At 41.3% G+C, this 26,886-nt stretch carries 21 protein-coding genes; 18 read left to right on the top strand and 3 right to left on the bottom strand.

From position 1 onward, the window contains the following. Window positions 1-189 precede the first annotated feature (189 nt). The gene (hpxO, locus tag NI465_RS12915; protein WP_005262976.1) at window positions 190-1,347 is read left to right on the top strand and encodes an FAD-dependent urate hydroxylase HpxO; all 1,158 of its coding nucleotides are present in this window, start codon (window positions 190-192) and stop codon (window positions 1,345-1,347) included. Between the two features lie 81 nt (window positions 1,348-1,428). Here hpxO and NI465_RS12910 read toward each other — a convergent pair whose 3' ends face one another. Continuing rightward, the gene (locus tag NI465_RS12910; protein ID WP_253145597.1) at window positions 1,429-2,352 is read right to left on the bottom strand and encodes a LysR family transcriptional regulator; all 924 of its coding nucleotides are present in this window, start codon (window positions 2,350-2,352) and stop codon (window positions 1,429-1,431) included. A gap of 279 nt (window positions 2,353-2,631) precedes the next feature. Between NI465_RS12910 and NI465_RS12905 the strand changes: the two genes are divergently transcribed. From NI465_RS12905 to NI465_RS12845, 13 genes are all read left to right on the top strand, one after another. Beyond that, window positions 2,632-3,687 carry a Rieske 2Fe-2S domain-containing protein gene (locus tag NI465_RS12905; RefSeq protein WP_253145584.1) on the top strand — a complete coding sequence of 352 codons (1,056 nt, stop codon included), beginning with the start codon at window positions 2,632-2,634 and terminating at the stop codon, window positions 3,685-3,687. A 717-nt stretch (window positions 3,688-4,404) separates the two neighbouring features. Next, window positions 4,405-5,505: a BMP family ABC transporter substrate-binding protein gene (locus NI465_RS12900; protein ID WP_005246410.1), complete on the top strand. Its 1,101-nt coding sequence runs from the start codon at window positions 4,405-4,407 to the stop codon at window positions 5,503-5,505. 109 nt (window positions 5,506-5,614) lie between these two features. Further along, on the top strand, window positions 5,615-7,213 hold the full coding sequence (locus NI465_RS12895) for an ABC transporter ATP-binding protein (RefSeq protein ID WP_253145583.1): 1,599 nt from the start codon (window positions 5,615-5,617) through the stop codon (window positions 7,211-7,213). Window positions 7,214-7,253: 40 nt separating this feature from the next. Continuing rightward, window positions 7,254-8,351, top strand: a complete 1,098-nt coding sequence (locus NI465_RS12890; protein WP_253145582.1) for an ABC transporter permease — start codon at window positions 7,254-7,256, stop codon at window positions 8,349-8,351. Between the two features lie 33 nt (window positions 8,352-8,384). After that, entirely contained in the window at window positions 8,385-9,305 is a 921-nt protein-coding gene (locus NI465_RS12885; protein ID WP_253145581.1) for an ABC transporter permease, read from the top strand. A 43-nt stretch (window positions 9,306-9,348) separates the two neighbouring features. Further along, complete coding sequence (locus tag NI465_RS12880) at window positions 9,349-10,722, top strand: amidohydrolase family protein (protein ID WP_004646911.1); 1,374 nt, start codon at window positions 9,349-9,351, stop codon at window positions 10,720-10,722. Between the two features lie 448 nt (window positions 10,723-11,170). Further along, window positions 11,171-12,178, top strand: a complete 1,008-nt coding sequence (locus NI465_RS12875; protein WP_004646909.1) for a DUF1852 domain-containing protein — start codon at window positions 11,171-11,173, stop codon at window positions 12,176-12,178. A gap of 45 nt (window positions 12,179-12,223) precedes the next feature. Further along, entirely contained in the window at window positions 12,224-13,267 is a 1,044-nt protein-coding gene (locus tag NI465_RS12870; protein WP_253145580.1) for a methionine synthase, read from the top strand. Window positions 13,268-13,359: 92 nt separating this feature from the next. Continuing rightward, window positions 13,360-13,854 (top strand): flavin reductase, encoded by a 495-nt coding sequence (locus NI465_RS12865; protein WP_253138631.1) that lies wholly within the window; start codon window positions 13,360-13,362, stop codon window positions 13,852-13,854. Between the two features lie 263 nt (window positions 13,855-14,117). Further along, window positions 14,118-15,371, top strand: a complete 1,254-nt coding sequence (locus NI465_RS12860; RefSeq protein WP_435575062.1) for an MgtC/SapB family protein — start codon at window positions 14,118-14,120, stop codon at window positions 15,369-15,371. 105 nt (window positions 15,372-15,476) lie between these two features. After that, window positions 15,477-17,162 (top strand): phosphoethanolamine transferase, encoded by a 1,686-nt coding sequence (locus NI465_RS12855; protein ID WP_253145578.1) that lies wholly within the window; start codon window positions 15,477-15,479, stop codon window positions 17,160-17,162. A 1-nt stretch (window position 17,163) separates the two neighbouring features. After that, on the top strand, window positions 17,164-17,835 hold the full coding sequence (locus NI465_RS12850; protein ID WP_004646901.1) for a response regulator transcription factor: 672 nt from the start codon (window positions 17,164-17,166) through the stop codon (window positions 17,833-17,835). Between the two features lie 5 nt (window positions 17,836-17,840). Continuing rightward, window positions 17,841-19,160, top strand: a complete 1,320-nt coding sequence (locus NI465_RS12845; protein WP_253145577.1) for a sensor histidine kinase — start codon at window positions 17,841-17,843, stop codon at window positions 19,158-19,160. A 26-nt stretch (window positions 19,161-19,186) separates the two neighbouring features. On the opposite strand, the gene NI465_RS12840 is transcribed toward NI465_RS12845, so the two are convergent. Together NI465_RS12840 and NI465_RS12835 are read right to left on the bottom strand one after the other, a co-directional pair. Beyond that, complete coding sequence (locus tag NI465_RS12840; protein WP_253145576.1) at window positions 19,187-19,897, bottom strand: phosphatase PAP2 family protein; 711 nt, start codon at window positions 19,895-19,897, stop codon at window positions 19,187-19,189. Window positions 19,898-19,936: 39 nt separating this feature from the next. After that, window positions 19,937-20,323 carry a diacylglycerol kinase gene (locus NI465_RS12835; RefSeq protein ID WP_253145575.1) on the bottom strand — a complete coding sequence of 129 codons (387 nt, stop codon included), beginning with the start codon at window positions 20,321-20,323 and terminating at the stop codon, window positions 19,937-19,939. Window positions 20,324-20,511: 188 nt separating this feature from the next. On the opposite strand from NI465_RS12835, the gene NI465_RS12830 reads away from it, so the two are divergent. The 4 genes from NI465_RS12830 to NI465_RS12815 all read left to right on the top strand — a co-directional run bounded on the left by NI465_RS12830 (window position 20,512) and on the right by NI465_RS12815 (window position 26,706). Then, complete coding sequence (locus NI465_RS12830) at window positions 20,512-21,246, top strand: thermostable hemolysin (RefSeq protein WP_253145574.1); 735 nt, start codon at window positions 20,512-20,514, stop codon at window positions 21,244-21,246. 35 nt (window positions 21,247-21,281) lie between these two features. Further along, complete coding sequence (locus NI465_RS12825) at window positions 21,282-22,037, top strand: AMP-binding protein (protein ID WP_253145573.1); 756 nt, start codon at window positions 21,282-21,284, stop codon at window positions 22,035-22,037. A 410-nt stretch (window positions 22,038-22,447) separates the two neighbouring features. Further along, window positions 22,448-24,241 carry a DUF262 domain-containing protein gene (locus NI465_RS12820; protein ID WP_253145572.1) on the top strand — a complete coding sequence of 598 codons (1,794 nt, stop codon included), beginning with the start codon at window positions 22,448-22,450 and terminating at the stop codon, window positions 24,239-24,241. Further along, window positions 24,238-26,706: a DUF262 domain-containing protein gene (locus NI465_RS12815; protein ID WP_253145571.1), complete on the top strand. Its 2,469-nt coding sequence runs from the start codon at window positions 24,238-24,240 to the stop codon at window positions 26,704-26,706. The genes NI465_RS12820 and NI465_RS12815 overlap by 4 nt, the downstream gene beginning before the upstream one ends. Window positions 26,707-26,886: the final 180 nt, after the last annotated feature.

Here is a 26,886-nt window from a genome sequence, read left to right as displayed (position 1 = left end):
ATACGTCACATGAATATGCACTTTTATAAACCCAGATTTGATTCTGTATTTATAAAAACAGGACATTGAAGGAATTTAAAAGCACAGCGTATGCCAACTTTCGCAATTTTTTTAGTGCATCTTTTTTCAAGGATGGCACGTTTTTAGCATTTTAGCTGGCAATGAAGATGAAATAGCCAGGAGAAATAGATGGAAATTGCAATTATTGGGGCAGGTATGGGCGGATTAACCACAGGAATTGCACTAAAAAAGTTCGGACATCGGGTCACCATCTATGAGCAGGCAGAACAGATTTTACCTGTCGGTGCTGCAATTTCCTTGTGGTCAAACGGGGTGAAGTGTTTGAATTATCTGGGTTTAACTGAGCAGGTTGCAAAGTTGGGTGGCCAGATGAATGACTTAGCCTATATCGATGGTTTGAATGGTGAGGTCATGACGCAGTTTAGTTTGGCGCCGTTAATTGAAGAAGTCGGTCAACGTCCATATCCGGTATCGCGTGCTGAATTACAAAATATGTTAATGGATGCGTTTGGCCGGCAGGATATTCAGCTCGGTAAAAGAATGGTGTCTATTGAGGATAAGGGGCAACACGTTGAAATCGGTTTTCAGGATGGCAGCACTGTTTCTGCAGCATTATTGATTGGCGCAGATGGTACCCATTCCATGACGCGTCAGTATGTATTGGGCAAACAGGTTGAACGCCGTTATGCTGGCTATGTGAACTGGAACGGACTGGTTGAGATCTCTGAAGATTTAGCGCCCGCACAGCAGTGGACCACTTTTGTCGGTGAAGGCAAACGCGCTTCACTGATGCCTGTGGCAGAGCATCGCTTTTATTTCTTCTTTGATGTGCCATTGTCCGCAGGTCTGGAAAATCAGCGTTCGGAATATAAGCCCCTATTAAAACAGTATTTCTCTGGCTGGTGCCCACAGGTTCAGCGCTTAATTGACAGTATTGATGAGCAGAAAACCAATCGTGTCGAGATCCATGATATTGAGCCTTTTACCCAGTTTTATAAGGGCCGTGTGGTAATTTTAGGGGATGCAGCACATAGCACTACACCCGATATCGGACAGGGAGGTTGCCAGGCAATGGAAGATGCGGTCTATCTGGCACGTGCCTTACAAATTAATACGCTAGGTCTGGAAGATGCCCTGAAACGCTATCAGAATAAACGCAATGAACGCGCCAATGAATTGCTGCTACGTGCACGTAAGCGTTGTGATGTCACGCATATGAAAGATGAGCAAATTACCAAAGACTGGTATGCAGACCTACGGAAAGAGCAAGGCCCACATATTATGAAAGGCATTATTAGCAATATTGTGGGTAATCCATTGGATTAAAAACAGTTAATTTCATCATTACTATTAAATAAAAGCCGCGATTTTAGTTATCGCGGTTTTTGTTATTTAGGTATGAAAATACTACAGTTGCTGCACCTTGCTTTTTAAGGCTTCCATTTGTTCAATAATATGTTTGATCATCAACTGGGAAACGCGTGAAATCTGGCGTTTAGGCGCCACACAGAGGGCAATGGTCAGCGGATGCAGCCCTTTTTCAGTGACAGGTTTAAAGACCACTTCATCTCGCTCGACATACGGTAAAACATCGAGATAACTAAAAATTCCAATCCCGGTATTTGCCTTAATGAGAGTATTCATCAGACGGATATCATTCGATTCCGTTTTACGTGCAGGTATAAATTGATGATGTTTATACAATGCCTGTACATAATCATGAATAATCAGGGGTTCGGCCGGAATAAAATGGTTGTCATTCAAGGTATCTGAAAAATAAATCTTTTCTGCTTGAGCAAAAGGATGAGACTTACCCATCACAAAACCTAAAGGCAGTTCCAGAAAATGGAGGACTTCAATATGTTGATGGGATTTTGGATTCAGGATCAGGCCAAAATCCAGATCTGCCTCAATCACTTTTTTGGCTACAATTTCACTGTCTGCAACCCGGATATTAAAATTAATCCAGGGATAATGTTCATACATATATTGCACGGACTGCATGACAAAACCATCATTTAAGGCAGAAATTAAACCAAATTCGATGGTCCCACGCGTAAGTCCCTGAATTTCATCAAAGCGAATCCGGGTTTGCTGGAATTCTTTTTGCCATTTCATAACATCGGCATAGAGTAATTCGCCCGCCAGTGTCAGTTTTAAACCATTGGGCAAGCGCTCAAATAACACAATTCCCAGTTCTTCTTCAGCCAGAGCAATTTGCCGATGTACTGCAGACACGGAAATGAATAATTGATCTGCGGCCTTGCGTAAACTTCCCGTTTTCGCCACCGCGATAAAATATTCTGAAAATCGGGAAAAAGGCGTATTCATTAATTTAGTCAAGCGAAGAACCACCTTTTATTCATATCAATATTTGAGATAAACGTGTTTATGCGAGTTTTATGCCAAAGAAGGCAGCTTTAATCGGCAAGTACATTTGTACATGGTTGATGTGTTCTAATTTCAAGAATGAATAGTACGAATCATTCTAATAGACAGAATGACAATAAATTCAGTAATTTCAATCATAAGCAAAGCCAAAATTGCACAGTTATGCACTGTTCAAGGCCTGTAAAAAGAGACCATCCACAGTAAGAATATAGGTTTGATATGAACGCCATTCCAGTCATCAATTTATTCAACAAACCCTGCTATAGCCAGTTTGATGATCAGGACTGGGACATTCTGGCTCGTCACTGGTATCCGGTTGCACGGATTCAGGACGTTTCTACCCAACCGCAACAAGTGACCCTGCTTGATGTCAAACTGGCATTGTACAAAACAGACAGTGGTGCAATTCACCTGGTTCGTGATCTCTGTCCACACCGGGGCGTACCCTTAACCAAAGGCTGGGTTTCGGGTGAAAATCTGGTCTGTCCTTATCATGGTCTACACTACAATGGTCAGGGAAAATGTATCAAAATTCCTGCACAACCCGAGCTGACCAACATTTCTGAGCGTTTTTCTCTGACTAAATTTCCTGTAGTGCAAAAATATGGCCTGATTTGGACCAGTATTTTTGGCCGTGACGAAGCAAAAGCCAATTTTCCTGTTTTAGATACCTGGGAGATGCAAGATCATCAGGCAATTTTACCGCCGTTTGTGGATATTGCCGGCTCAAGTGGTCGTCAACTGGAAGGCTTTATTGATGTTGCACATTTTGCTTGGGTTCATCAGGGTTCTTTCGCAGATCCTGAAAATCAGGTTGTACCCAAATACACGACAGAACGTACAGATTACGGCCTGCATACCGAATATGTCAGCAGTGTCAGCAACTATCCACATGGTATGCAAGATTTGGCACCGGAAGGTTTTTTGTGGAAACGTGTATTTGATGTTTATCCACCGTTTTCTGCAGTACTGACCGTACATTTCCCCAAACAGGGACAATTAAAAATTCTCAATGCCTGTTGTCCGGTTTCACATAATAAAACCCGTTTATTTGTGCCACTGACACGCAACTTCGATACCACAGGAGATTTACAGGCAGTATATGACTTCAATGCACAAATTTTTGCCGAAGATCAGGACATGGTAGAAAGCCAGAAACCTGAAGAATTACCGCTCGATATTTCCATGGAAGCGCATTTTGAAGCAGATCGCTCTTCAACGACCTATCGTCGAATCTTAGCCGAGTGGGGATTAAGTAAACGTTATGTTGTCTAATATATTTTAAAATTTAAAAATATGGATTAAACTTTAAATAGAAACCCTATATTTTAATATAGTGGTTTTTATTTATATTTTTTAAATGATCAAAATATTATTCATACCCGCTTACTCTTTAATTAAAATTGATTAATATTATCAAAATTTGGAAATTAAAATAAATCAATCCAGGCAAACCCCGATTAGCTGATTCCAACCTCTTTCAATGATGAGAGAAAATAAAAATACCTGTAGAACATCATCCTTTCGGCGTATTACAAGCTAAACCTAACTATAAAAAAACTATTAATATATTTAAATATTAATAATTTATATCTAAAAAAATCCCATTCCCTCAATGAGTCTCAATACCTGATTCTATCATCTACATTTATCTTTGCTCATGAAAAATATGAAGCTCCAATTAAAAAAGGAATGCACAAATTTAAGGCATTTTATTTTATCGCACCACTTATAAGCAAAATAAAAAATAAATCCATTTTATAAATTAAATTCCCTATCAATCATAAAATAAGCTTTTATAAATTTAATATCATCACGCTTTAATTAAATCATAAAAACAAAAACATCTTATTTTAAAACCATCTTTTTATTATTTTTGATAAAAACTGGAATGCTTATTGCTAATTATATATTGAACAGACTGAGCACATTTAAGTGAAGTCATTTTAAAGCATGTGTTGTATGACACAGAACAACCAAGAGCAGAATAGAATGAAAGAAAAAAATAGCTTGAAAACCGGATTGAAAAAATTGGTAGGGGTGTTAATGGCAAGCGGTGTAATGAGCATGGCCGCTGTCGCGAATGTTCAGGCCCAAGATAAAGCCGCGTTTGTTTATATTGGTCCAACCAGCGACCATGGCTGGACTTATTCTCATGATCAAGGCCGGATTAAGGCTGAAAAAACCCTCGCAGGAAAATATAAAACCTCTTATATTGAAAATGTCCCTGAAACAGCAGATGCCGAACGTGTGATCCGCAACCTGGCACAACAAGGCAATAAAGTCATTTTTGCGACTTCGTTTGGTTATATGAATGCAATGGAAAAAGTATCCAAGCAATTTCCCAATACAGTATTTATGCATGCAACCGGTTATAAGCAGGGGAAAAATTTAGGAGTGTATGATGTCCGTACCTATGAAGGCGCTTATATGCTGGGTGTGGTCGCAGGGCAAAAAACCAAAAATAATGTTTTGGGTGTAGTTGCGTCTTTTCCGATTCCTGAAGTCATCCGTAATATCAATGCCTATACCCTCGGTGCACAAAGTGTAAATCCAAAAATTAAAACCAAAGTCATTTGGGTGAATTCATGGTTTAACCCGGGCAAAGAACGTGATGCAGCCTTGGCATTGATTGCTCAAGGTGCAGATGTGCTGATGCAAAATACCGATTCTCCGGCAGTGGTACAGGCGGCTGAACAAAAAGGTGTCTTTGCTTTTGGCTGGGACTCTGACATGAGCAAATTTGGCCCTAAAGCGCATCTTGCCGCATCGGTTTTACATTGGGAAAAAATTTACACCCCGGTAATGATGCAAGTCAGCAATAAAACCTGGAAACCAAGTGCAATGTGGTACGGCGTGAAACAAAAAGCAGTCGATATTGAAAGCTTTGGTCCTTCCGTGTCGGCAGCCTCTAAAGCAAAAGCACTCAGCGTACGTGACGGTATTTTAAAAGGCACATTGCATCCATTTACCGGCCCGATTCATAAACAGGATGGCACATTGGTCTTGGCAAAGGGCAAGCGCCTAGATGATGCGGCACTAAGCAAAATGAATTACTACGTGAAGGGCGTAGAGGGTTCATTACCGAAATAAAGCATTTCAGTTTCGCCATTAAATATCTAGATGTACCTTTCCGCATTCATCTGAATACCTGCACGCTTCAGATGGATGCCGCACTGTCACAGCATAGAATAGGGTACTAATGATGACCTCTCAACACGATAGATCTGCTCATATACAAAAGAGGAACATGGCTTCTTCAGGTGTACCGCGTTTACAGCTCATTAATATCTGTAAAAGTTACAATTCATTGAAAGCGAATGACCAGATACATTTAACGGTTCAACCTGGGCAGATTCATGCCATTCTGGGTGAAAATGGTGCCGGCAAAAGTACCCTGATGAAAATCATTTATGGGGCAACCAAGGCCAATCAGGGACAAATCCTCTGGAATGGTAAAGAAGTTCATATTGATAACCCGTCGATGGCAAGAAAGCTCGGGATTGGCATGGTCTATCAGCATTTTTCTTTGTTTGAAACCTTGACCGTGGCGGAGAATATTTCACTGGGACTGGATGAAAAGATTCCTTTAAAAGTCCTCAGTCAAAAAATCATTGCAGTCTCAGAACAATATGGTTTACCGATTGATCCACGCCGCGAAGTACATTCTTTATCGGTAGGTGAACGGCAACGCGTCGAAATTATTCGCTGCCTTTTGCAAAATCCCGCTTTAATTATTTTAGATGAACCGACCTCGGTACTGACGCCACAAGCGGTGCGTCAACTGTTTAAAACCTTGCGTTTATTGGCCTCCCAAGGTGTTTCGATTTTATATATCAGTCATAAACTACATGAAATTAAAGAGCTCTGTGATGAAGCGACCATCTTGCGCAATGGCCGTGTGACCGGAAATGTTAATCCCAAAGACAACAGCACCAGTGATTTAGCGCGCTTAATGATTGGCCGTGATTTACCGACCTATGTACGCCCTGAATATACAGGTGAAAAACAGATCTTATTCCAGGTCGAGAATCTGGATTATCAGTCCGACGACCCATTTGGTGTGTCGCTGAAAAATATCAATTTAAATATTTGTGTGGGTGAAATTGTAGGAATCGCCGGGATTTCTGGCAATGGGCAAGCAGAATTACTGTCTTTATTGTCGGGCGAAAACAGCCTGAAATATGGCCGGATGGTTCTGAATCAAATCGATATTTCCCAATTCAGTCCTGGACAACGGCGTGACTTGGGTCTGGGCTTTGTACCTGAAGAACGTCTGGGCCGAGGAGCAGTCCCGAACATGACGCTGTCCCAGAATGCCTTGCTGACTGCATTTCGGCAGAATCTGACGCAATGGGGATTAATCAAGTTTTCACAATGTAAGCTTTTTGCCCAGCACTGTATTGAAAAATTCGGAGTGAAAGCCAGTGGCCCAGAGGCAGAAGCACGTTCCTTGTCCGGTGGAAATTTACAAAAATTTATTGTAGGCCGGGAAATTCTGCAAAACCCGAAATTCCTGATTGTGGCTCAACCGACCTGGGGCGTAGATGTCGGCGCATCCATGTTTATCCGGCAAACCCTGATTGATCTCTCTCGACAAGGTGTTGCCATTTTGGTGATTTCAGAAGAATTAGAAGAGCTGTTTGAAATCAGTGATCGTCTCTGTGTCTTGGCCAATGGTGAACTATCTCCAGCCATACCTATCCATGAAACCAATACTGAAAATGTTGGGGTCTTGATGTCAGGTATTTCAAGTCATGACACTGCGATCATAGTAGAGGAGCAGCAAGCTCATGCTTAATACAGTCAATAATAAATCTATAAATTGAGAGGAAAGCGACATGCATTTACTGGAACCGCGTGAACATCCATCTCAAATCATGAAGTGGCTTTCACCACTCATTGCGCTGCTGGCCATGCTGATTGTCGGGAGTATTCTGTTTTTAATGCTGGGGATTAATCCCGCGCAAGCCATGTACATCTTCTTTATTGAACCGCTGACATCTTCTTATGGCTGGAGTGAACTGGCAGTGAAAGCCGGGCCTCTGATTCTGATTGCCTTGGGGCTGGCGGTGGGATTTCGAGCCAAATTATTCAATATCGGTGCTGAAGGTCAGCTCACCATGGGCGCGATTTTTGGCGGTGGTATTGCGATTTTATTTCACGACCAAATTGGCTGGTGGATTCTCCCGTTAATGATTGTCATGGGCGCACTTGGTGGGGCACTCTGGGGCGCAATTCCTGCCTTACTGAAAACCCATTTTAATGCCGAAGAAACCCTGACCACCCTGATGATGAATTATGTCGCAGTATGTGTGTTGCTATACCTGGTCAATGGTCCTTGGCGTGATCCGGAAGGGATGAACTTCCCACAATCGGTGGTTTTTAGTGAGAGTGCGACGCTGCCATTCATTGTAGAAGGCACACGCATTAATGCCTCTATTTTTATCACTTTTTTTGCAGTCCTTCTGTTTTGGGTTTTTATGCGTAAAAGTCTGACGGCCTATAAACTGGAAGTCAGCGGTCAGGCACCTTTAGCTGCCAAATACGCAGGTTTTTCTTCCTCCAAAGCGATCTGGATGAGTCTGGTGATTTCCGGAATGATGGCAGGTATTGCCGGAATCTGTGAAGTGGCTGGACCTATTGGTCAGCTGAATCCGAACCTGTCCTCAGGTTATGGCTATGCGGCGATTATCGTGGCCTATCTAGGGCGTTTAAACCCCATCGGTATTGTGCTGTCAGGCTGTTTTATGGCGCTGATTTATCTGGGCGGCGAAATGGCACAAATGCAGCTCCAGCTTCCGGTCGCGATTACCGGTATTTTCCAGGGGCTGCTGTTGTTTTTCCTGTTGGCTTCCGATGCATTGATTGAAAATCGTTACCGTTTTAGCAAAAAAATGGCGCCACCGGTCCCTCAACCCACAGCAACCACTCTTTAACTCAATGTTGTCTACAGCAAAAGGAAGCATGATATGGCTTTAGAAATAACTGCAACTCTTGCAGGTACTGTTGCCGCAGCAACACCACTGATTTTCGCAGGTCTGGGGGAATTGGTCACACAGCGGACCGGTGTGATTAATCTTGGAGTAGAAGGGATGATGCTGGTTGGTGCAATTGCGGGTTTTGCCTTTGCTGCGCAATATGATGCCAGTGTCTTAAGTGCCTTATTGATGGGTGGTCTGGCAGGCATGCTGATGGCCCTGATTTTTGCCTTTTTCACCCTGTCTTTAAGTACCAATCAATCCGCGTGCGGTTTGGCTTTAACCATTTTTGGACTCGGTATTTCTGCATTTTTGGGACAGAACTACGTCAGTATGGCTTTACCGGGGCTGGCTAATTTTAATATTCCACTATTAGCGAATATTCCAGTATTGGGTCCGATTCTGTTCCAGCAAAACTATGTGGTTTATCTGTCCATCTTGAGCTTTTTTCTGGTGTGGTTTGTCTTGTCCAAAACCCGTTTAGGCTTATTGCTTAAAGCAGTTGGAGAATCACCGGAAAGTGCGCATGCCATGGGTTATCACGTGTTGGCGATTCGTTATGGCGCAGTACTCTTTGGCGGTTTGATGGCAGGAGTTGGCGGAGCATTTTTATCAACCGTCTATACCCCGATGTGGATTGAAAATATGGTGGCAGGCCGCGGCTGGATTGCGATTGCACTGGTAGTATTTGCGGTGTGGAAACCCACACGTTTAATGCTCGGCGCTTACCTGTTTGGGGGCGTGACCATTTTACAATTTCATGCCCAGGCGTTTGGAATCAAGGTGCCGAACGAGCTGCTTGCCGCATTGCCCTATATAGCCACCATTGTGGTACTGGTCATGATTTCGCGGAATAAAAAAGTACTCAAAATGAATTTGCCATCTTCTTTAGGCAAAACCTTCGTGCCATAACCGCAGCCATTCATCATAAATAGAATAGATTTGAGTATAAATCATGAAAATTTTAACAGCTTCCTATGTCCTTACCATGAATGCGCAGAATGAATGTATTAAAAATGGCGCGATACTGATTGAGGGCGACCAAATAAAAGCAGTGGGTACATTGGCACAGTTAACTCAATGCTATCCAGAGGTGCTCATTGAAGATTACCCACAAAAGATCCTGATGCCGGGCTTGATCAATACCCATTGTCATTCCGGTTTATTGCGTGGTACGGCTGAAGGATTACCGGTTTGGGATTGGTTACAGCAGTATATTGACCCGATGCACCGGGTGTTGACACCAGAGGATGCGAAAATCGCCTCCTATTTATGTTATGCCGAGGCACTATTGTCGGGAACGACCACCATCGTTGATATGTGGCGTTATATGGACGGAAGTGCTGAAGCTGCGCAAGCATTGGGAATTCGTGCCGTTCTAGTACCTTATGTCGCGGAACATCCGGATCACAATTATTTTGAAACTTTAAAAAGTAATGAGGCTTTAATCAACCGTTGGCATCAGCAGGCGAATGGACGTATTCAGGTTTGGGTGGGTTTAGAGCACCTGTTTTATGCTGAAGCTTCAGCATTAAGCCTCATTGAGAAACTTTGTCAGGATTATCAAACCGGTTTTCATACCCACAGCAATGAAAGCCAATTTGATGTACAGGAAAACCTGCGCCGTTCAGGTATTCGCCCAATTGAGAGTCTGCAAAAACTGGGCTTGCTAGATCTGCCTAAAACTTTGTTGGCACATTGCGTCTGGACAGATGCAAATGAAATTCAGATTTTAAGGCGACATGCGGTAGGGGTTGCGCACAATCCTATTTCCAACATGAAGTTGGCTTCCGGTGCAGCGCCTGTCGTTGAAATGCTACGTCAAGGCGTTGCGGTGGGTTTGGGTACTGACGGAGAAAAAGAAAACAATAACCTGGATCTATTTGAAGAAATGAAAACGGCATCATTGCTGGCCAAATTTTCTTCGCTGGATGCGGCCGCCCTGGATGCCTGGTCAGTCTGTCAAATGGCTACGATTACAGGAGCTAAAGCCTTGGGTATGCAAGATGAAATTGGTTCATTGGAAGTCGGCAAACAGGCCGACCTGATTGCGGTGAAACTGGATACACCGCGGATGACGCCGTTGATTGATCATAGAAAATTATTTAATTTGCATACCAATTTAGTCCATGCAGTTCAAGGCCAAGATGTCGTGATGACGATGGTGGCGGGACAGACTGTGGTTAAAAATGGCCGTTTGATCAATGCCGATTTACAGGCTCTAATTGATCAAGTGAATCAGGCGGCGCCACGCTTGTTTGAACGTCGTGATCAGTGGTTTGCAAAGCAGGGGCAAACGGTGAATGAATTACAGCGGGAAGAATTTTAAGATTTACGTGGGGGTTGAGGTTATTCATTGATAGTGGGGTGACCTCAGACGCCTTTCTAACGCATGATTTAAATGAAATTAAACAGAGTGAATAGACTGATATTTTCTAATCTTTAGATGAGTTTCATTCATTCACTTCTAAATTGCATCTAATAAGCTATAAAACCATTCTTTGAATTTACCCCTCAATTTCATCCACTTAATATTCGATAGAATTTACCTTAAGTTATTAATATTCATTATTTTATCATCTATTAAACCCTAAAATTTCATAGAAAAAATCTTTCATATTTTTCTTCATTAAGTGATCTTGATATCTTAAGAACAACCAATCATGAGTAATATTCACTTTTCATTGAGTTTAAATCATTTTTATTCATCTTAACGTTCACGTATAACTAGGCTTATTCAGAAATTTGGTTATTAGAACTTAGGGTAGTGAATCACAATGAGTAAAAAGTTTGCATGTTCAATTAAGCGCATTCGTTTTGACGAAAACTATCAACCTGCAGATAGCACACGTCTGACGACGAACTTTGCCAATTTGGCACGTGGCGAAAGTCGCGAACAGAATTTGCGTAACACTCTACGAATGATCAATAACCGTTTTAATGCATTGGCACATTGGGATAACCCAAAAGCAGATCGTTATTCAGTTGAAATCGATATTATTTCAGTTGACCTGGATATTGAAGGAAATGGCAAAAAGTTCCCTGCAATTGAAACTTTAAAAATCACGATTATTGATCATCAAACCAATCAGCGTATTGATGGCATGATTGGCAACAGTTTCTCGTCTTATGTCCGCGATTATGATTTTAGCGTGGTACTTCCTGAACATATCAAGAAAAATCCAGCCTCGACCAAGCCAGAAAATTTTGGTGATTTACACGGCAAGCTTTATCAATATCTCGTCAGTTCTGAAGTATTTAAAGCAGAATTTAAAAAACAGCCGGTGATTTGTTTGAGCGTTTCGACCTCGAAAACCTATTACCGTACAGCGAATGTGCATCCTGTATTGGGTGTGGAATATAAAAATGATGAGTATTCACGTACCGATGAATACTTCGCCAAAATGGGCTTAACCGTCCGTTATTTCAAACCTGAAAATGGTGCTGCACCTTTAGCATTTTATTTCGCAGGTGACTTATTACGTGATTATACCGATCTGGAGTTGATCAGTGCGATCAGCACCATGGAAAGCTTCCAAAAGATTTATCGTCCTGAAATTTATAATGCGAATTCTGCTGCAGGTCAGGTCTATCAACCCAGCCTTGAGTACCCGGATTATTCATTGACTCAAATTGTGTATGACCGTGTTGAGCGTGGTCAGTTGGCAGTGAAGCAAGGGAAGTGGACGGAAGAACACTTTATCCAGCCTTATAAAGACATTCTGGAGCAATGGGCTGCAGAGTTCACGATTAAAAATACTGCTGACCAAGAACGCGCTGCTTAATACACAACATTATTACTTTACGAATATAGAGATAGAAGATTAGACATGGCACTTTTACAACCTAAAAAGCTACTCCCAACATCAACTGCTGGGAGCTTACCGAAACCGTCTTGGCTGGCAGAACCTGAAAAACTTTGGTCACCCTGGAAATTGGAAGGCCAGGAATTATTGGATGCAAAACAAGATGCACTGCGTTTGTCACTGCATGAACAACAGCAGGCAGGCATTGATATTGTCAGCGATGGTGAACAAACCCGTCAACATTTTGTGACCACATTTATTGAGCATCTAGAAGGTGTAGATTTTAATCAACGTGAAACGGTCAAAATCCGTGATCGTTATGAAGCGAGCGTTCCATCTGTAGTTGGTGAAGTTTCTCGCCAGAAACCTGTCTTTGTTGAAGATGCGAAGTTTTTACGCTCACTGACAGATCAGCCGATTAAATGGGCGCTTCCTGGTCCAATGACCATGATTGATACGCTATATGACGGTCACTACAAGAGCCGTGAAAAACTCGCTTGGGAATTTGCCAAAATTCTGAATCAGGAAGCTCGTGAAATTGAAGCGGCAGGCGTAGATATTATCCAGTTTGATGAACCTGCATTTAACGTGTTCTTCGATGAAGTGAATGACTGGGGTGTAGCGACTCTAGAGCGTGCACTTGAAGGCTTGAAGTGTGAAACTGCGGTACACATTTGCTATGGTTATGGTATTAAAGCCAATACCGACTGGAAAAAGACCTTAGGCTCAGAATGGCGCCAATACGAAGAGGCATTTCCGAAACTGCAAAAATCAAAAATTGATATGGTGTCGCTTGAATGCCATAACTCACGTGTCCCGATGGATCTGATCGAATTGATTCGTGGTAAAAAAGTCATGGTCGGTGCTATTGATGTTGCAAGTAATCAAATTGAAACAGCTGAAGAAGTGGCAAAGACTTTGCGTACAGCACTTCAGTTTGTGGATGCAGACAAGCTTTATCCATCAACCAACTGTGGTATGGCACCACTTGGTCGCCAAGTCGCACGTGGCAAACTCAATGCGCTCAGTGCGGGTGCTGAGATTATTCGTCAGGAATTATCTCGCTAATTAAAGTGAATCCATGATGCTTTCAGCAGCTTGAAAGCATCATTTGAGTGATATAACGCTCTTTATAAAAAGCTGAATATTGGAATACGGTGATGGTTGAAGCGACAGACTTTAGAAACGCAATGTCTTTATTAACAAGTGCAGTGAATGTAGTGACCACGATGGGCGATTCAGGTCGTCATGGCTTTACCGCATCTGCCGTGTGTAGCGTGACCGATACACCACCGACATTGTTGGTTTGTATGAATAAATCATCGCGTTCTTATATCAACTTTGTTGAAAATAAAGTGCTGTGCGTAAATGTACTCAGTGCAGATCAAGCGCATCTTTCTAATGCATTCGCATCTTCAAAATTCAGTTCTGAACAACGATTTGAACAGGGTAAATGGACTGAATTAGAAACGGGTTCTCCTGTACTTCAAGATGCGCTGGTGAGCTTTGATTGTGAAATTGATCAGATCCAGGAAGTCGGTACACATACGATTTTGATTTGTCCGATTGTTGCCATTCAGCAGAATCAGGAAGATCAAGCCCTGGTTTATTTTAATCGTGCTTACCATCAGGTCGGGGAAACAGAACCTGCCTAATCCTGGAGCTGATGTAGGATTAAAATATTTTAGATTTAAAAGCTTATTAACTTTTGTAATTTTGATTAAAATGGTCTACTAAGAATAGGGAATTATGTAAACCATAAATAAGGATGAATGGCAGACTGATCCAATAATTTACAGCTATCTATAGCCCAGAATTTAAAGATACAGCGGTTAAATTGATGGGCTGCTTTAAAAAACTATTTATATACTAAAAATACGCACTGTCACTGGATGACACAAGGTGAATGCTCTTGAATATGCTTTTGCAAAGTTTATCTTTTCAGGAATTACTGACCATCATGCTGTCGGCATTAGGCTGTGGGCTTTTAATTGGACTTGAGCGTGAACGTCATAAAAACAATAACCATGAGCGGAGTTTTGCAGGATTAAGATCATTTACGATTACAGCCTTATTGGGTGCTTCATGCTTCCTTTTGCATCTCTATATTGGGGTGATAGGAGCTGTAGCGGTCAGCCTGTTCTGTGTGTATAGCCTGTTTCAACAAAAACAAGATATTGGATCTACCACTGAACTGGCTTTTTTGATGACTTATATCATTGGCGCTATTTGTGTGTGGAATATCCCACTGGCTGCAGGGATGGCGGTTCTACTCACGATTATCCTGATGGGCAAACAGACATTGCATCAATTTGCCGGAAAAACGATCCAAAGCTATGAGTTAAGAGATGGCTTACTTTTATTGGCTTTGATATTGATTGCGTTGCCGGTCATGCCCAATAAGCCCTTGTGGGGCGCCGTACTGAATCCCTATATCATCCTTAAACTACTCATTTTAATCTTGATTGTGCAGTCCATGGCACATGTGGCAAAACGAATCCTATCCAATGATAAGGCTCTCATTTTATCTGCCTTAGCCTCGGGATTTGTCTCCAGTACGGCCACGATTGCCAGTTTGGGCATGCAAGTCCGATCCGGGCGGGCCAGTGCAAAATTAAATGCAGGCGCCGGATTGATCTCCTGTATTGCCACCTTATTACAGCTCTTGCTGATTGTTCTGGGAGTGAGCGTAGAGTGGTTCAAGTTCCTGCTGATTCCGAGTTTGGTGGGGATCGGAATTTTATGTATTGCTGCCGGATTCTTGATTTATCGAACTCCCCAAGCGGATAACAGTACGACCATCAATGAAATACAAGAAATTGATAGCCGAATGTTCAGTATCAAAGAAGCGGTGATTATTGCGGTCAGTTTGACCTTAATCCAGGCTGGGATTTACGGCGCGAATCTTTTACTGGGAGATAGCGGCTTAATCTTAGGTACTTTTTTAGCCTCTTTATTTGAAGTGCATGCTGCTGTAGCAGGTGTAGTGATACAGGGAAATCCTCATAACCTGACTTTAATTTATGCTGTCATGATTGGACTTGCGGCACATGCGGTGTCTAAAAGTATCAATTCTTTTGTGACTGGGGGATGGAAGTTTTTTCTGTATTTTGCGCCTAGCCAAATTCTACATATGTTAGGGCTTATCTTTATTCTTCTGAGTTTGAAATAAAAGGGAGCTGGTTTGCATATATTATAAAATGATCCAGTCATTTTAAGCCATTTTTAAGTTTCAGATTCTAGGCTAAAGCATCTTAAAGTCTTTGAGCCACGGATCATGCTGAAGCTGTTTTCCCATTCGTCTTTTTTTAGTCAGCGACCTAAAAAGTCGATTAGTCTTTCAGGCTTCAATATGTTGCTGGCTATGTGGCTGGGATTGATCCTAAACTTTGCTTTCTATCAAAAAATTCATGAATTTACGCCTTATGCCAATCTAAAAGCAGGTCTGTTAGTGGCCGCCACGGCGCTGATCATTATTGCGTTTTACAATCTGGTATTACAGTGGCTGAACTGGAAATGGAATGCCAAAATACTGGCCAGTGTCCTGATCATTTTGGGTGGCTTTAGTGCTTATTTTGTCAATAGTCTAGGGGTCGTTATTACTCCGGATCAGATCCAGAATATGCTGCAAACCGATGCCCGTGAAGTCCGTGATCTCTGGTCAATGCGACTGGTGATCTGGACACTGGGATTTGTAATATTTCCACTCGGCATGGTCTGGATGCTTCAAATTCAGCCTGCATCGACTGGGCATCAGCTGGTGCATAAAAGCCTGAGCAGTGTAGTCTCACTCGGACTGATTCTAGGTTTATTGTTCTGTTTCTATGTCGATTATGCTGCCATCTTCCGTGAGCACCGCGATCTGAAGGGTATGCTTTCTCCACAAAATAGCATCGCGTCCACCTTGTCCTATTATAAAAAGAAAGCACCTAAAGCGAATTTACCTTTGGTGGCTTTTGGCGAAGATGCACATCTGTTACAGCAGGCCCAAATGCAGGATCATCCCAAATTGATGGTGCTAGTTGTTGGAGAAACTGCACGTGCCGAGAGTTTTGCTTTAAATGGCTATGCGCGCAATACCAATCCTGAACTGAGCAAGTTAGCGGTGATTAATTTCAATCAGGTCAGCTCTTGCGGAACTGCAACAGCCGTTTCAGTCCCGTGTATGTTTTCGGGCATGTCACGTGAAACCTATGATGAACAGCTCGCCAGCCACCGTGAAGGTTTGCTGGATATTGCCCAGCGCGCCGGTTATCAGGTGACATGGATTGATAATAATTCAGGCTGTAAAGGCGCCTGTGACCGAGTACAAAAATATCAGATTCCGGCACAACTGAAACAGAAGTGGTGTGATGCTGGTGGTGAATGTTTTGATGAAATTCTGGTAGATAGCCTGAAAGATTATCTGGCGCATCTGGATAAAAATAACCCGAAACCGCAGATAATTGTACTGCATCAGATGGGCAGTCATGGGCCGGCATATTTCAAGCGTTCCAAAGCGCCGTATCAGCCATTTCAGCCGACCTGTAATAGCAATGCCATTCAGGGCTGTAGTACAGAAGAATTAAAAAATAGCTATGATAATTCGATTGTATATACAGACCATGTTCTTGCCCAAATCATTGAAACTTTAAAGCAGCAGACTCAATATCAGACCGGTTTCTGGTACCTGTCTGATCATGGAGAATCCACCGGAGAGCATGGTTTATACCTGCATGGTGCTCCTTATAGCATGGCGCCCACTCAGCAAACCCATGTCCCGATGCTGATGTGGTTCTCCGATTCCTGGAAGCAGCAGAATATCCAGCAGATCAGCTGTCTCAAAGGACAGACCAACCAAGCCCGTAGTCAGGATCATCTTTTCCCCAGCTTATTAAGCTTGCTGGATATAAAAACGCAAGTGATTGAAGCTAAAAATGATATGCTTGCACAATGCTCACCATCATTAAAGAACAGAGCTTGAAATGCATAAAATACTAATTATTGAAGACGACTTTATGATTGCCGAGTCGACTGAAACATTGCTCAAGCTGCATCAGTTTGATGTGCATTGGGTCAATAATGGGATTGAGGGTTTAAAACAGTTACAGCAGCAGGTCTACGATATTGTCCTGCTCGATTTAGGCTTGCCGATGATGGATGGCATGCTGGTGCTAAAAAATATCCGGCAGAAGTTTCCGAATTTACCGGTGCTGATTATCTCCGCCCGGGATCAGTTACAAAACCGGGTGGATGGGCTGAATCAGGGAGCAGATGACTATTTAATCAAGCCTTATGAATTTGACGAGTTGCTGGCCCGTATTCATGCCTTAATACGCCGTAGTGGTTTAAAAAATACCGGGATAGATACGAATAAGAAATTATCACACAGCGGTTTGGAACTAGATCTGGAGCAGCATATCGCTCTGTTTAATGGACAGGCTATAGAATTATCCAATCGGGAATGGTCCATCTTAATGGCCATGTTAAATCATCCGAATAAAATTTTTTCTAAGAATGATCTGGAAGACAAGCTTTATGACTTTGACAGTGATGTCAGTAGTAATACGGTAGAAGTCTATATCCATCATCTGCGGGCAAAATTAGGAAAAGACTTCATACGTACCATACGTGGGCTAGGGTATCGCTTAGGATGAGCGCCATGCAGAAACGTTATTCCTTGCAAAAACGTCTAGTTATTTATATTTCACTGTTTAGCGTGGTGCTGGGCTGTGTGCTGATCTTTGCTGCATACCGGATTGCGCTCGAAGAAATTAACGAGGTGCTGGATAAGCAGATGCAAAGTCTGGCCGAGCGCATTGCAGAAAATCATCCACAACCTCTGCAAAGCCAAATCGATCTAGCCAAACAATACAGTGAAGAAGATTTATTTGTAGATATCTGGTCCTATACAGATACAGCCACTTCCTTGCATCCGCAGGATGTTCTGGTGGCACCGGTCAGGAAAGCAGGTTTCTACAAGCATCAAACGCCGTATGGAACCTGGTTAACTTATATTATTCCTGGTAAGCAATTACAGATTCAGGTGAGCCAGCAGCAAAATGTCCGGCAGGAACTGGCTCTGGAGCTGGCAGCCAATATGTTTCTTCCTTATGTGCTTTTTTTACCTTTTGCATTATTCGGTTTAGGCTGGATGATCCGGAAAAATTTTCAGCCCCTTAATGATTTTAAAACTGAATTGGCCAGCCGCAAGGCACAAGACTTAAAGCCAATTGCAATGAAAGATTATCCCTTAGAGCTGGAACCGACCATTCAGGAAATGAATTATTTGTTTGGTCGCATTTCTCTGGCCCAACAGGAACAACGTCAATTTGTAGCAGATTCTGCCCATGAATTACGCACGCCACTGACGGCTTTGAATTTACAGGTACAAATTTTGCTACAGCAGTTTCCGCAGAGCGAGTCTATCCATAATTTGAGCCAAGGCATTTTGCGTATGCAGCATCTGGTCAACCAGTTATTAAGTCTGGCCAAACAGGATGTGACCGAAGGTTTGAGTGAGCCTGTTCAATTGTTATCACTGAATCAGATGACAGTCACCTGTATCGAAGAACTGATTCAACTGGCACTACAGAAAGACATTGATTTGGGCGTAGAACAGCAACAGGAACTGCAGATTCAGGGCCAGGCTTCAGCTTTGCACTCGATTATTTATAATTTAATTGATAATGCAATTAAATACAGTCCGAAGGATGGCGTGATTAATGTATCTATTTTCCAGCAAGGCCGGCAGGCGGTTTTACAAATTGAAGACAGTGGGGCAGGGATAGATCCTGCTCAATTCAATCAGATCCGGCAACGCTTCTACCGGATTCATAACCATGCAGAAATTGGCAGCGGTTTGGGTTTATCCATTGTAGATAAAGCCACCGAGCGCTTGGGTGGAACACTAGAATTTTCGCGAAGTACCAATCTGAGTGGCCTTTGTGTACAGGTCAAGCTTCCTTTAATCGAAGCCTAAGCGAATAGGCTTCTGGTTTTTTGGAGTTAAGGTTGCCTGATACTAGAGCGTATAGGAGTGGTCTTTTCTATGGGTAGTTTATGGCTAAACAGCGTATAGCCAATGACATTCATGCACCAGATAATCCAGCCAGTCCATAAATTATGACTCAGGAAATGTGCTCCGCGCATCATTTGTGCCCAGCCCATGGTCAACCCTAAAATTACTGCACCGATCAGAAGAAAATAAGCACGCTTGCGGTTAGAAATACGATAAACAAAATAGCCGGCCATTAAAGCAAAACCACTAGATGCATGCCCTCCAGGAAAACAGTGGCCTGCAGTGGCACTAAAATCCCACAAAATCCCATTATGGGTAGGTATGGTCATATCCCAGGGACAGGCATGGGCTGACTGGGATTTTAAAATTCCGATCGAGGCTGTGGTCAGCACTACCATGCTAAAGAAATAGCCAAATTCCCAGCGCCGCGTATGCCAGTTCTGCCATTTTAGTGATGCCAACCAGCCCAGTAATAATGTGATATACACCAGAATCACCAGGTCTTTAACATAGCGATGATTGAGTTCTGCCAGTGCCCATTGTTGTCGAAGGGGAAATTGACCATGATCATCGATAAAGGGATAGATGAGCTGTAAGTCCAGCACTCCTCCAATGTCAAAGAAGTTGAGAAGAATCAAAAAACTGAAGATCAAAAGTAAAGTTTGGGTCAGTAAAAACCGGGAACGGTCAGTGATCATTTTTAAGTTGTCCATTTCAGGCAGTAGCAAGAGCAGAGGTCAAATCAAATGACCAGCCAAAATGATGCCCCAGGTCAGGGCAATTAAACTAAGTGCTACAAACTGAGCCGCACTGCCCATATCCTTGGCATTTTTAGACAGTTCATGCCGTTCCATGGAAATACGATCTACCACTGCCTCTATCGCTGAGTTAATCAGTTCAATGATCAACGCCAATAGGCACACGGCGACCATGAGCGCTTGCTCAACTCGGCTAACTGGCATCCAAAAGCTTAGAGGAATCAAAATAAAATTAATCAGCAGGATCTGCCGGAAGGCGGCCTCATTTTGAAAGGCGGTTTTAAAACCAGCCATGGAATAACGGGTCGCATTAAAAATACGCTGCGTTCCTGAGGTGCCTTTATAAGGTGATCGGTAGGAAGACATAGAGCAGATTCAGTCAATAGAGAGATAGGAACAACTTAAATTTTCAATCTTAAAATGCTCTTAAAAAAACCGGCCGTTCTCTGGATTTTTTATACACATAGCTTTTACATTCTTTTGCACAAAATTAAGAATTTTTTAAGTTTGGACTTCTATCTTGAGTAGCAAGTTAATTTCGTGGTGTGAGCCAAATGATCAAGTTCAGTTTTGATCCTTATTTATCTAGTCAGATTCACTTTCTAAATACATATTTCAAGCAGCCTGAATATAAAAAACAAATCAATCACAATAAATTTTTACTACAAGCACCTCCGGCGTATCCAGTAATTTCAGCACAGGATCAATCGCTACATTTGATGGTCAAAACTGTAGAACAAAGCGAGACACCTGAACGCCGTAGCCTGGAACATTTTATTCAGGAAAAATATCAGCAAGTCCATCAGGCCACTGTATCGAGCTTCTCTTCGACCCTGTTTGCAGGTTATCAAGGCGCCGAGATGCAGGTGGTGATTGGTATGCAGCATTTAAATCAATTTAATGCCTTTCTGGAACAGTATCTCGATGAACCCGTTGAAAACACATTAAGTAAACTGAGCCAAACCCAGGTCAGTCGAGACAAAGTGGTAGAAATTGGCAATCTTGCAGCACTAGATATGGACAAAGCCAAACTGATGGTGGCCTTTCTGGTTTTTCATCTCTCGCAGCAACACATCGAATGGGCAGTATGTACCGGGACAGCCGCTGTGCGTTATGTGCTGCAACAAATGGGATTACATTTTCATGTGCTTGAAAAGGCTGACCCGCAAGTCCTTGGAGAGGCACAACGCCTGTGGGGCAGTTATTACCAGCAGAAACCTTATGTGCTGGCGATTGATGTGGCAGAGGCCCTACAAGTCGCTCGTCAATTTTATCAATTTAGTCATTAAAGCATTTTGCTTGATCAGCGAGGCACAGAATTTAAATGATGACTGCTTTATTTGAACGTATCAGCCTGCAAGCACGACAATATCCGCAGCTAGAAGCGGTAGTCACCACACAGGCAACCCTCAGCTATGCGGAGCTACAGCAGCGGGTAGAATTATTGAGTGCCGGTTTCAAGCAGCTTAATCTGCGCCATCTGGCCTTATGGGGCGTGAGCAGCATCGACTGGATTGTGGTCGATCTTGCCGCACAAAAAGCCGGCATGACTGTAATACCTGTTCCTCTATTTTTTACTGTAGCCCAAGTACGGCATCTGCTTTCCGACAGCCAAACAGAGCTGCTCTGTATTCTGGATGAATCTTTCTCTGCACCAGAATGGCTGTTAAATCTGGCTCAAGACATGAGTAGAGATGAGATTTTTATTGCTGGCCAGCTACATGCACGCTTTTTTCAGCTAGAACAGGCAGTACAGTATTCATCTTCTTTACAAACCCAGCAGCCGGCAAAAATTACCTATACCTCAGGCAGTACCGGAACACCGAAAGGCGTGTGTCTGGCAGAAGATACAATAGAGTCAATTACGCATTCACTCAGTCAGGCACTGGCCAGCAGCCAGCTTGGACGGCATTTGTGCCTGATTCCATTTGCCACCTTGCTGGAAAATATTGCCGGTATTTATGTCGCACTGAGCATGGGACGCGCCGTAATTGTTGGCGAGGTGAGCCAGTTCGGTCTGGTATCTAACCATACTTTTGATACAGAGCGGTTTGTAAATGCAGTGCAGAGCGTCTGCTAAATCCCACAATAAAGTATCAGCCCAGTTTTATTGGGCTGGACTGATTAATTCAATTTTCTTCTAAAAATTTCAAAATTCACTTTTATGGACAAGGAAGATATGAACTTATGGTTAAGTGTATCTTATTTAACTTGTATTTAACTTATGTTCACCTAAAGTCTAGTTCATAAATAAATTACAATATATTTTAATATTATTTAATAACTTACATGAGTTTTTTAGTTTCTTTAAAAAACCTGATTCATGAACTTCTTTAAAAAACCATTTTTGTTGTATCTTAAATTTGAAAGGGTTGGAGTAAGTTTAGTTTTTAAATATTTATGTAACAAAATCATATAAGATTATGATGATGCGTAAGTTATTGATAAGGGAAAAAATGTCTTTTTCTGACCTAAAAATAAGGGAACAAAATGCTTGATCATAATGAATTAACCCTCAAAACAATTAACGATTTGTTGACAATGTCATTTTTTATTCCAGCTTATCAGAGAGGTTATCGTTGGTCTGCAAGACAGGTTATTGAGCTATTAGAAGATGTTTATGAATTTTGCGATAGAAAAATTAAGGTAGACGAAGATTTTTACTGTTTACAGCCTGTTGTTGTAAAACAAAGAGGTGAGCAATGGGAGCTCGTGGATGGTCAACAAAGATTAACAACAATTTTGTTGATTCTGGGTTATTTCAATAGCCGTTTTGCCGAGGATTTTAGAAAACAACTGTATACACTAGAATATGAAACTCGCCCAGAAAGTCGTGAGTATTTAGTTTCATTGGATGAAAATAAAAGAGATCAAAATATTGACTTTCATTTTATCTTTGAAGCCTATTCAAATATCAGAGCATGGTTTAAGGATAAAGTACATAGAATTAATGATATCGAATCGGTGTTCTTAAATAAGGTGAAGATCATTTGGTATCAACTAGCTGAAACAGAAAATGTTACCGATGTTTTTACCCGTTTAAATATGGGGAAAATTCCTTTGGTGAATGCCGAGCTAGTTAAAGCACTATTTCTAAAATCCAGTAATTTCTCAAGCGCAGGTCAAACTGTAAGACATCTGCAACAGCTCAATATCGCTCAAGAGTGGGATGCCATTGAAAAGCGCTTACAGGATGATGCATTTTGGTATTTTGTAAGTAATCAACCAATCGCCTCTAACCGTATAGAGTTTGTATTGGCGTTGGCAGCGAGAAGGCTTAGCAGTGAAGGGATTCTTGAACACGATAAACTCAAAGTCTTTCTGCAGTTTAATAAACAATTGCAGAACAATGATAATGAAGTTGATGTGGTCAAAGAATGGCTAAAGATAAAACAATGCTTTATGACCCTAGAAGAATGGTTTAATGATAAAGCATTGTTCCATTTAGTCGGGTATTTGGTTTCACAAAAGGTAGCTGTTGAAACAATATTCGATTTAAGCGAAACCTGTAAAAGTAAATATGCTTTCCGCCAAAATCTTATAGAGCAGATATTTGTAAAAACTTTTGCTAATAAAAACTTAAATGATGTATCTAAGGCATTAATTGAAGCTGAACTATCTGAGCTGAATTATGAGACTGACGCCAAGAAGATAAGATCGATTTTGCTCCTGTTTAATATTGCCAGCTTGTTAGCAAACCCTATAACTAACTCACGTTTTCAGTTTAACAAATACAAGCAGGACAATTGGGATATTGAGCATATACGTTCTGTGGCTTCAGATATGCCGAGAGATAAAAATAAACAAATAAAGTGGCTGGAGAATGTTGTTGACTATATTTCTGACGTTAACACGATTCATATTGAAGAAAGATCGACAGGAAATAGTGAGACTTCGCATGCCATTAAAAAAGATGCAACTGAGTTAGTAAAAACGGACTTTAATGATCAACAGTTTGAGGCGATTTATTTGCGTATTTTGTCTTTCTATGACCCAGGAGGCAATAATATAGTCGATAATTCGATTGGTAATTTAACCTTGTTGGATAGCACAACAAACCGCAGCTATAAAAATGCAGTATTCCCAATTAAACGCTCAAAAATCATTGCACTGGATAAAGAAGCGACTTTTGTTCCGCTATGTACCAAAAATGTATTTTTGAAATATTACAGTAAGCAGGTCGATAAGATGCTGTATTGGGAATCGAAGGACAGTCAAGATCATCAGCAAGCGATGATACACAGTCTTTATGGCATTTTTTGTGGGGAAGGAGTGCATATATGAGTGGCAGAAGTTTAACTTTTTATAGCTTGTTTAACCAAGTTGATTCAGTAGAAATTCCAATTTTGCAACGCGACTATGCACAAGGTCGATCAGAAGAAGAAGAAGTGAGGACACTGTTTTTACGCTCATTATTCAATGCACTAAACCAGCAGGATGGTCCTGTGCGACAACCGCTAGATCTAGACTTTGTTTATGGTAATTACGAAAACAGCGAGAGTAAAGTTTTTTCTGTACTAGATGGGCAACAACGTTTAACCACTTTATTCTTGTTGCATTGGTACCTAGCTGCAGCCAATGGTCGCCTTGAAGATTTTAGAGCACAGTTTGTTTCTAAAGATGGGCAATCACGCTTCACATATAAAACAAGACCTAGTACTACAGAGTTTTTTAATGCCTTGGTGGTCAGTGATTTTGTGAAAGGTGATATTACTAACAGTAAAAAAATTTTTGTCAGTAAGCAAATCATTGATTGTCAATGGTTTTATTTGTCTTGGAAACAAGATCCAACTGTTCAGGCATGCCTTTGTATGCTTGATGCTATTCAGGACATGTTTGCTGATCGAGAAAATGACTTATTTGAGAAACTATTAGTGATAGATAAGCCATTTATCACTTTCCAATTTTTGGATTTACATTCGTTCGGTTTATCAGATGAGCTATATATTAAAATGAATGCTCGTGGAAAACCGCTTACTGTATTTGAAAATTTTAAGGCAAAACTTGAACAATTCATTGAAAGCTGTGCTGAACCATGGCCAGAATATCGTCTCTCCTTCAGAGAAGGAAAGGTAAATGGCTATGACTATTTTATTCATAAGATCGATACTGATTGGGCTGATTTATTTTGGCCTTATAGAAATGTATGCTCAGATGACAATACATTTGATGATGAATTTATGAACTTTTTTCGTCTGATTATCATGTATCAATGCTTGTTGAATAATAGAGCATCAACTGATTTCTTAACTCAGGCAACGGATGCACTTTTGGGTGATCAGGGGCGTTTAAAAGAACCAAGTCTGTCAAAATATGAAGAGCTGAACTGTTTTAATCAAAATTTGATCATCCGCTTTATAAAAATCATCGATCTGATTTGTGATAAAGGATTGAAGAATAATAAAATTCGACTCTATATGGCAGAAACCTATTATTACGCGGAAGAAGAAACCTTTAAACGAATTATCAGCAATGGCGCAAGTTATGATGATAAATTACGTTTTTTTGCTTTTTATTCTTACTTGGTAAAGGGTGAGGATTTGGGTGAATTAAAGAATTGGATTCGTGTAATCTATAACTTGGTAGAAAATACGGTTACGGATTCTGCGAGTAAGTTTTACCAAGCACTGTTTGTCATTGATGAATTAAGTAAGATAGATTTACCAATTTTGGATGCCCTAAAGGCAGATTGTAAGGTACCCGCTTTTTTACAAGCTCAGGTACTGGAAGAAAAGATAAAAGCACATCTAATATTGAAGTCTGATGAATGGCATGAGGTCATTATCAAGGCGGAAAAACATCATTTCTTTAATGGACAAATTGGCTGCATTTTAAATTTTGCAGGTATCTTGGATTTTTATAGAAAGTACAAGCATTGTGATTGGGAAGATACTTTTAATAAACAGTACTTTGAAAGATTTAACCGATACTTTCATTCGCTTAGTTATGTCTTTAATGTAATCGGAAAAAGTTCTTCATCGATTGGATACGCATGGGAAAGGGCTGTATTAAGTAAAGGTGTTTATTGCACTTCAGCCACTTGGGATAGGTTAAATCTACTCAGTAGCAGAAGTACTAAAAGTAACATACCGCGAGACCATAGCTGGCGCCGAGTATTGCGTATAGGTGATGAAGCTATTGAGAAAAAGCAAACGTATGTTAAGGCAGTATTAGATGATCCGTTGTTTACTACCAATAATTTAGCTGTTTCTTTGCAAGCAATTTGCGACGAAGCATTACATAATACCGAATTGGATGCTTGGAGACATGAATTAATCAAACATAAGGAACTCTTTGACTGCTGTGAACAAGGGTTTATTTCACATAATGCTTCTGAGACCATATTGCTTGGTAAGTCTCAGCGTAATCATTATCACTGTGAGTTTTTCACTAAAGCTTTAGAACTTGAGCTTCAAGCAAGCAAAAACCTACTTTTTCCTTTTACATTGATAAACTATGAGGCTGTTAAGTCCCGTGAAGAAGATGCTGGAATCGTCATAAAAGGTTTAGTCTTTGATAAAAAGGACTATCTCATAGAGATTAAAAGACCTGCAGTCAATTTTACTCTCTATTTTAAAGATGTTAGTCAGGCAGAATTCCCAGATAAGCTAAAATATATTCTTGAAAATCATGGTTTTAATTGGGGCGGAGATAGTTCTGTTTTTCATAATGGACAGATGAATATGCAGCAAGTCAAAAATAAGCTATTTAATTTATGCGATGCTTTAAAGGGTCTGCAGGATGAGTAACGTTGGTTAGTCAGTATCGTTAAATTTTTTCATATCCTGCTCATAATGGAGCAGGATATTCTCTCTTAGTATCTTGTTCTGATTCTAAGCTTGAGCTAAAGCTTCTTTTAAAAAATCTGGTCTCTTTACAAACATTTTAAAGCTTCAGTGGCTGCATCCACTAATACCTCGTTTTCAGTT

It is taken from the genome of Acinetobacter lwoffii (assembly GCF_024129855.1).
Classification (GTDB): domain Bacteria; phylum Pseudomonadota; class Gammaproteobacteria; order Pseudomonadales; family Moraxellaceae; genus Acinetobacter; species Acinetobacter lwoffii_L.
Note: the sequence above shows the minus strand (reverse complement) of the source record. Positions and strands in the feature narration are given on the sequence as shown.

Bases quoted from the DNA above. Each gene is read 5' to 3' on its own strand.
- NI465_RS12835 (WP_253145575.1), bottom strand. From the start codon at position 20,323: ATGTCTTCCTACCGATCACCTTATAAAGGCACCTCAGGAACGCAGCGT.
- NI465_RS12825 (WP_253145573.1), top strand. From the start codon at position 21,282: ATGATGACTGCTTTATTTGAACGTATCAGCCTGCAAGCACGACAATAT.
- NI465_RS12900 (WP_005246410.1), top strand. From the start codon at position 4,405: ATGAAAGAAAAAAATAGCTTGAAAACCGGATTGAAAAAATTGGTAGGG.
- NI465_RS12820 (WP_253145572.1), top strand. From the start codon at position 22,448: ATGCTTGATCATAATGAATTAACCCTCAAAACAATTAACGATTTGTTG.
- NI465_RS12860 (WP_435575062.1), top strand. From the start codon at position 14,118: ATGCTTTTGCAAAGTTTATCTTTTCAGGAATTACTGACCATCATGCTG.
- NI465_RS12885 (WP_253145581.1), top strand. From the start codon at position 8,385: ATGGCTTTAGAAATAACTGCAACTCTTGCAGGTACTGTTGCCGCAGCA.
- NI465_RS12850 (WP_004646901.1), top strand. From the start codon at position 17,164: ATGCATAAAATACTAATTATTGAAGACGACTTTATGATTGCCGAGTCG.
- NI465_RS12880 (WP_004646911.1), top strand. From the start codon at position 9,349: ATGAAAATTTTAACAGCTTCCTATGTCCTTACCATGAATGCGCAGAAT.
- NI465_RS12875 (WP_004646909.1), top strand. From the start codon at position 11,171: ATGAGTAAAAAGTTTGCATGTTCAATTAAGCGCATTCGTTTTGACGAA.
- NI465_RS12830 (WP_253145574.1), top strand. From the start codon at position 20,512: ATGATCAAGTTCAGTTTTGATCCTTATTTATCTAGTCAGATTCACTTT.
- NI465_RS12905 (WP_253145584.1), top strand. From the start codon at position 2,632: ATGAACGCCATTCCAGTCATCAATTTATTCAACAAACCCTGCTATAGC.
- hpxO (WP_005262976.1), top strand. From the start codon at position 190: ATGGAAATTGCAATTATTGGGGCAGGTATGGGCGGATTAACCACAGGA.
- NI465_RS12840 (WP_253145576.1), bottom strand. From the start codon at position 19,897: ATGATCACTGACCGTTCCCGGTTTTTACTGACCCAAACTTTACTTTTG.
- NI465_RS12845 (WP_253145577.1), top strand. From the start codon at position 17,841: ATGCAGAAACGTTATTCCTTGCAAAAACGTCTAGTTATTTATATTTCA.
- NI465_RS12910 (WP_253145597.1), bottom strand. From the start codon at position 2,352: ATGAATACGCCTTTTTCCCGATTTTCAGAATATTTTATCGCGGTGGCG.
- NI465_RS12855 (WP_253145578.1), top strand. From the start codon at position 15,477: ATGCTGAAGCTGTTTTCCCATTCGTCTTTTTTTAGTCAGCGACCTAAA.
- NI465_RS12870 (WP_253145580.1), top strand. From the start codon at position 12,224: ATGGCACTTTTACAACCTAAAAAGCTACTCCCAACATCAACTGCTGGG.
- NI465_RS12890 (WP_253145582.1), top strand. From the start codon at position 7,254: ATGCATTTACTGGAACCGCGTGAACATCCATCTCAAATCATGAAGTGG.
- NI465_RS12865 (WP_253138631.1), top strand. From the start codon at position 13,360: ATGGTTGAAGCGACAGACTTTAGAAACGCAATGTCTTTATTAACAAGT.
- NI465_RS12895 (WP_253145583.1), top strand. From the start codon at position 5,615: ATGATGACCTCTCAACACGATAGATCTGCTCATATACAAAAGAGGAAC.
- NI465_RS12815 (WP_253145571.1), top strand. From the start codon at position 24,238: ATGAGTGGCAGAAGTTTAACTTTTTATAGCTTGTTTAACCAAGTTGAT.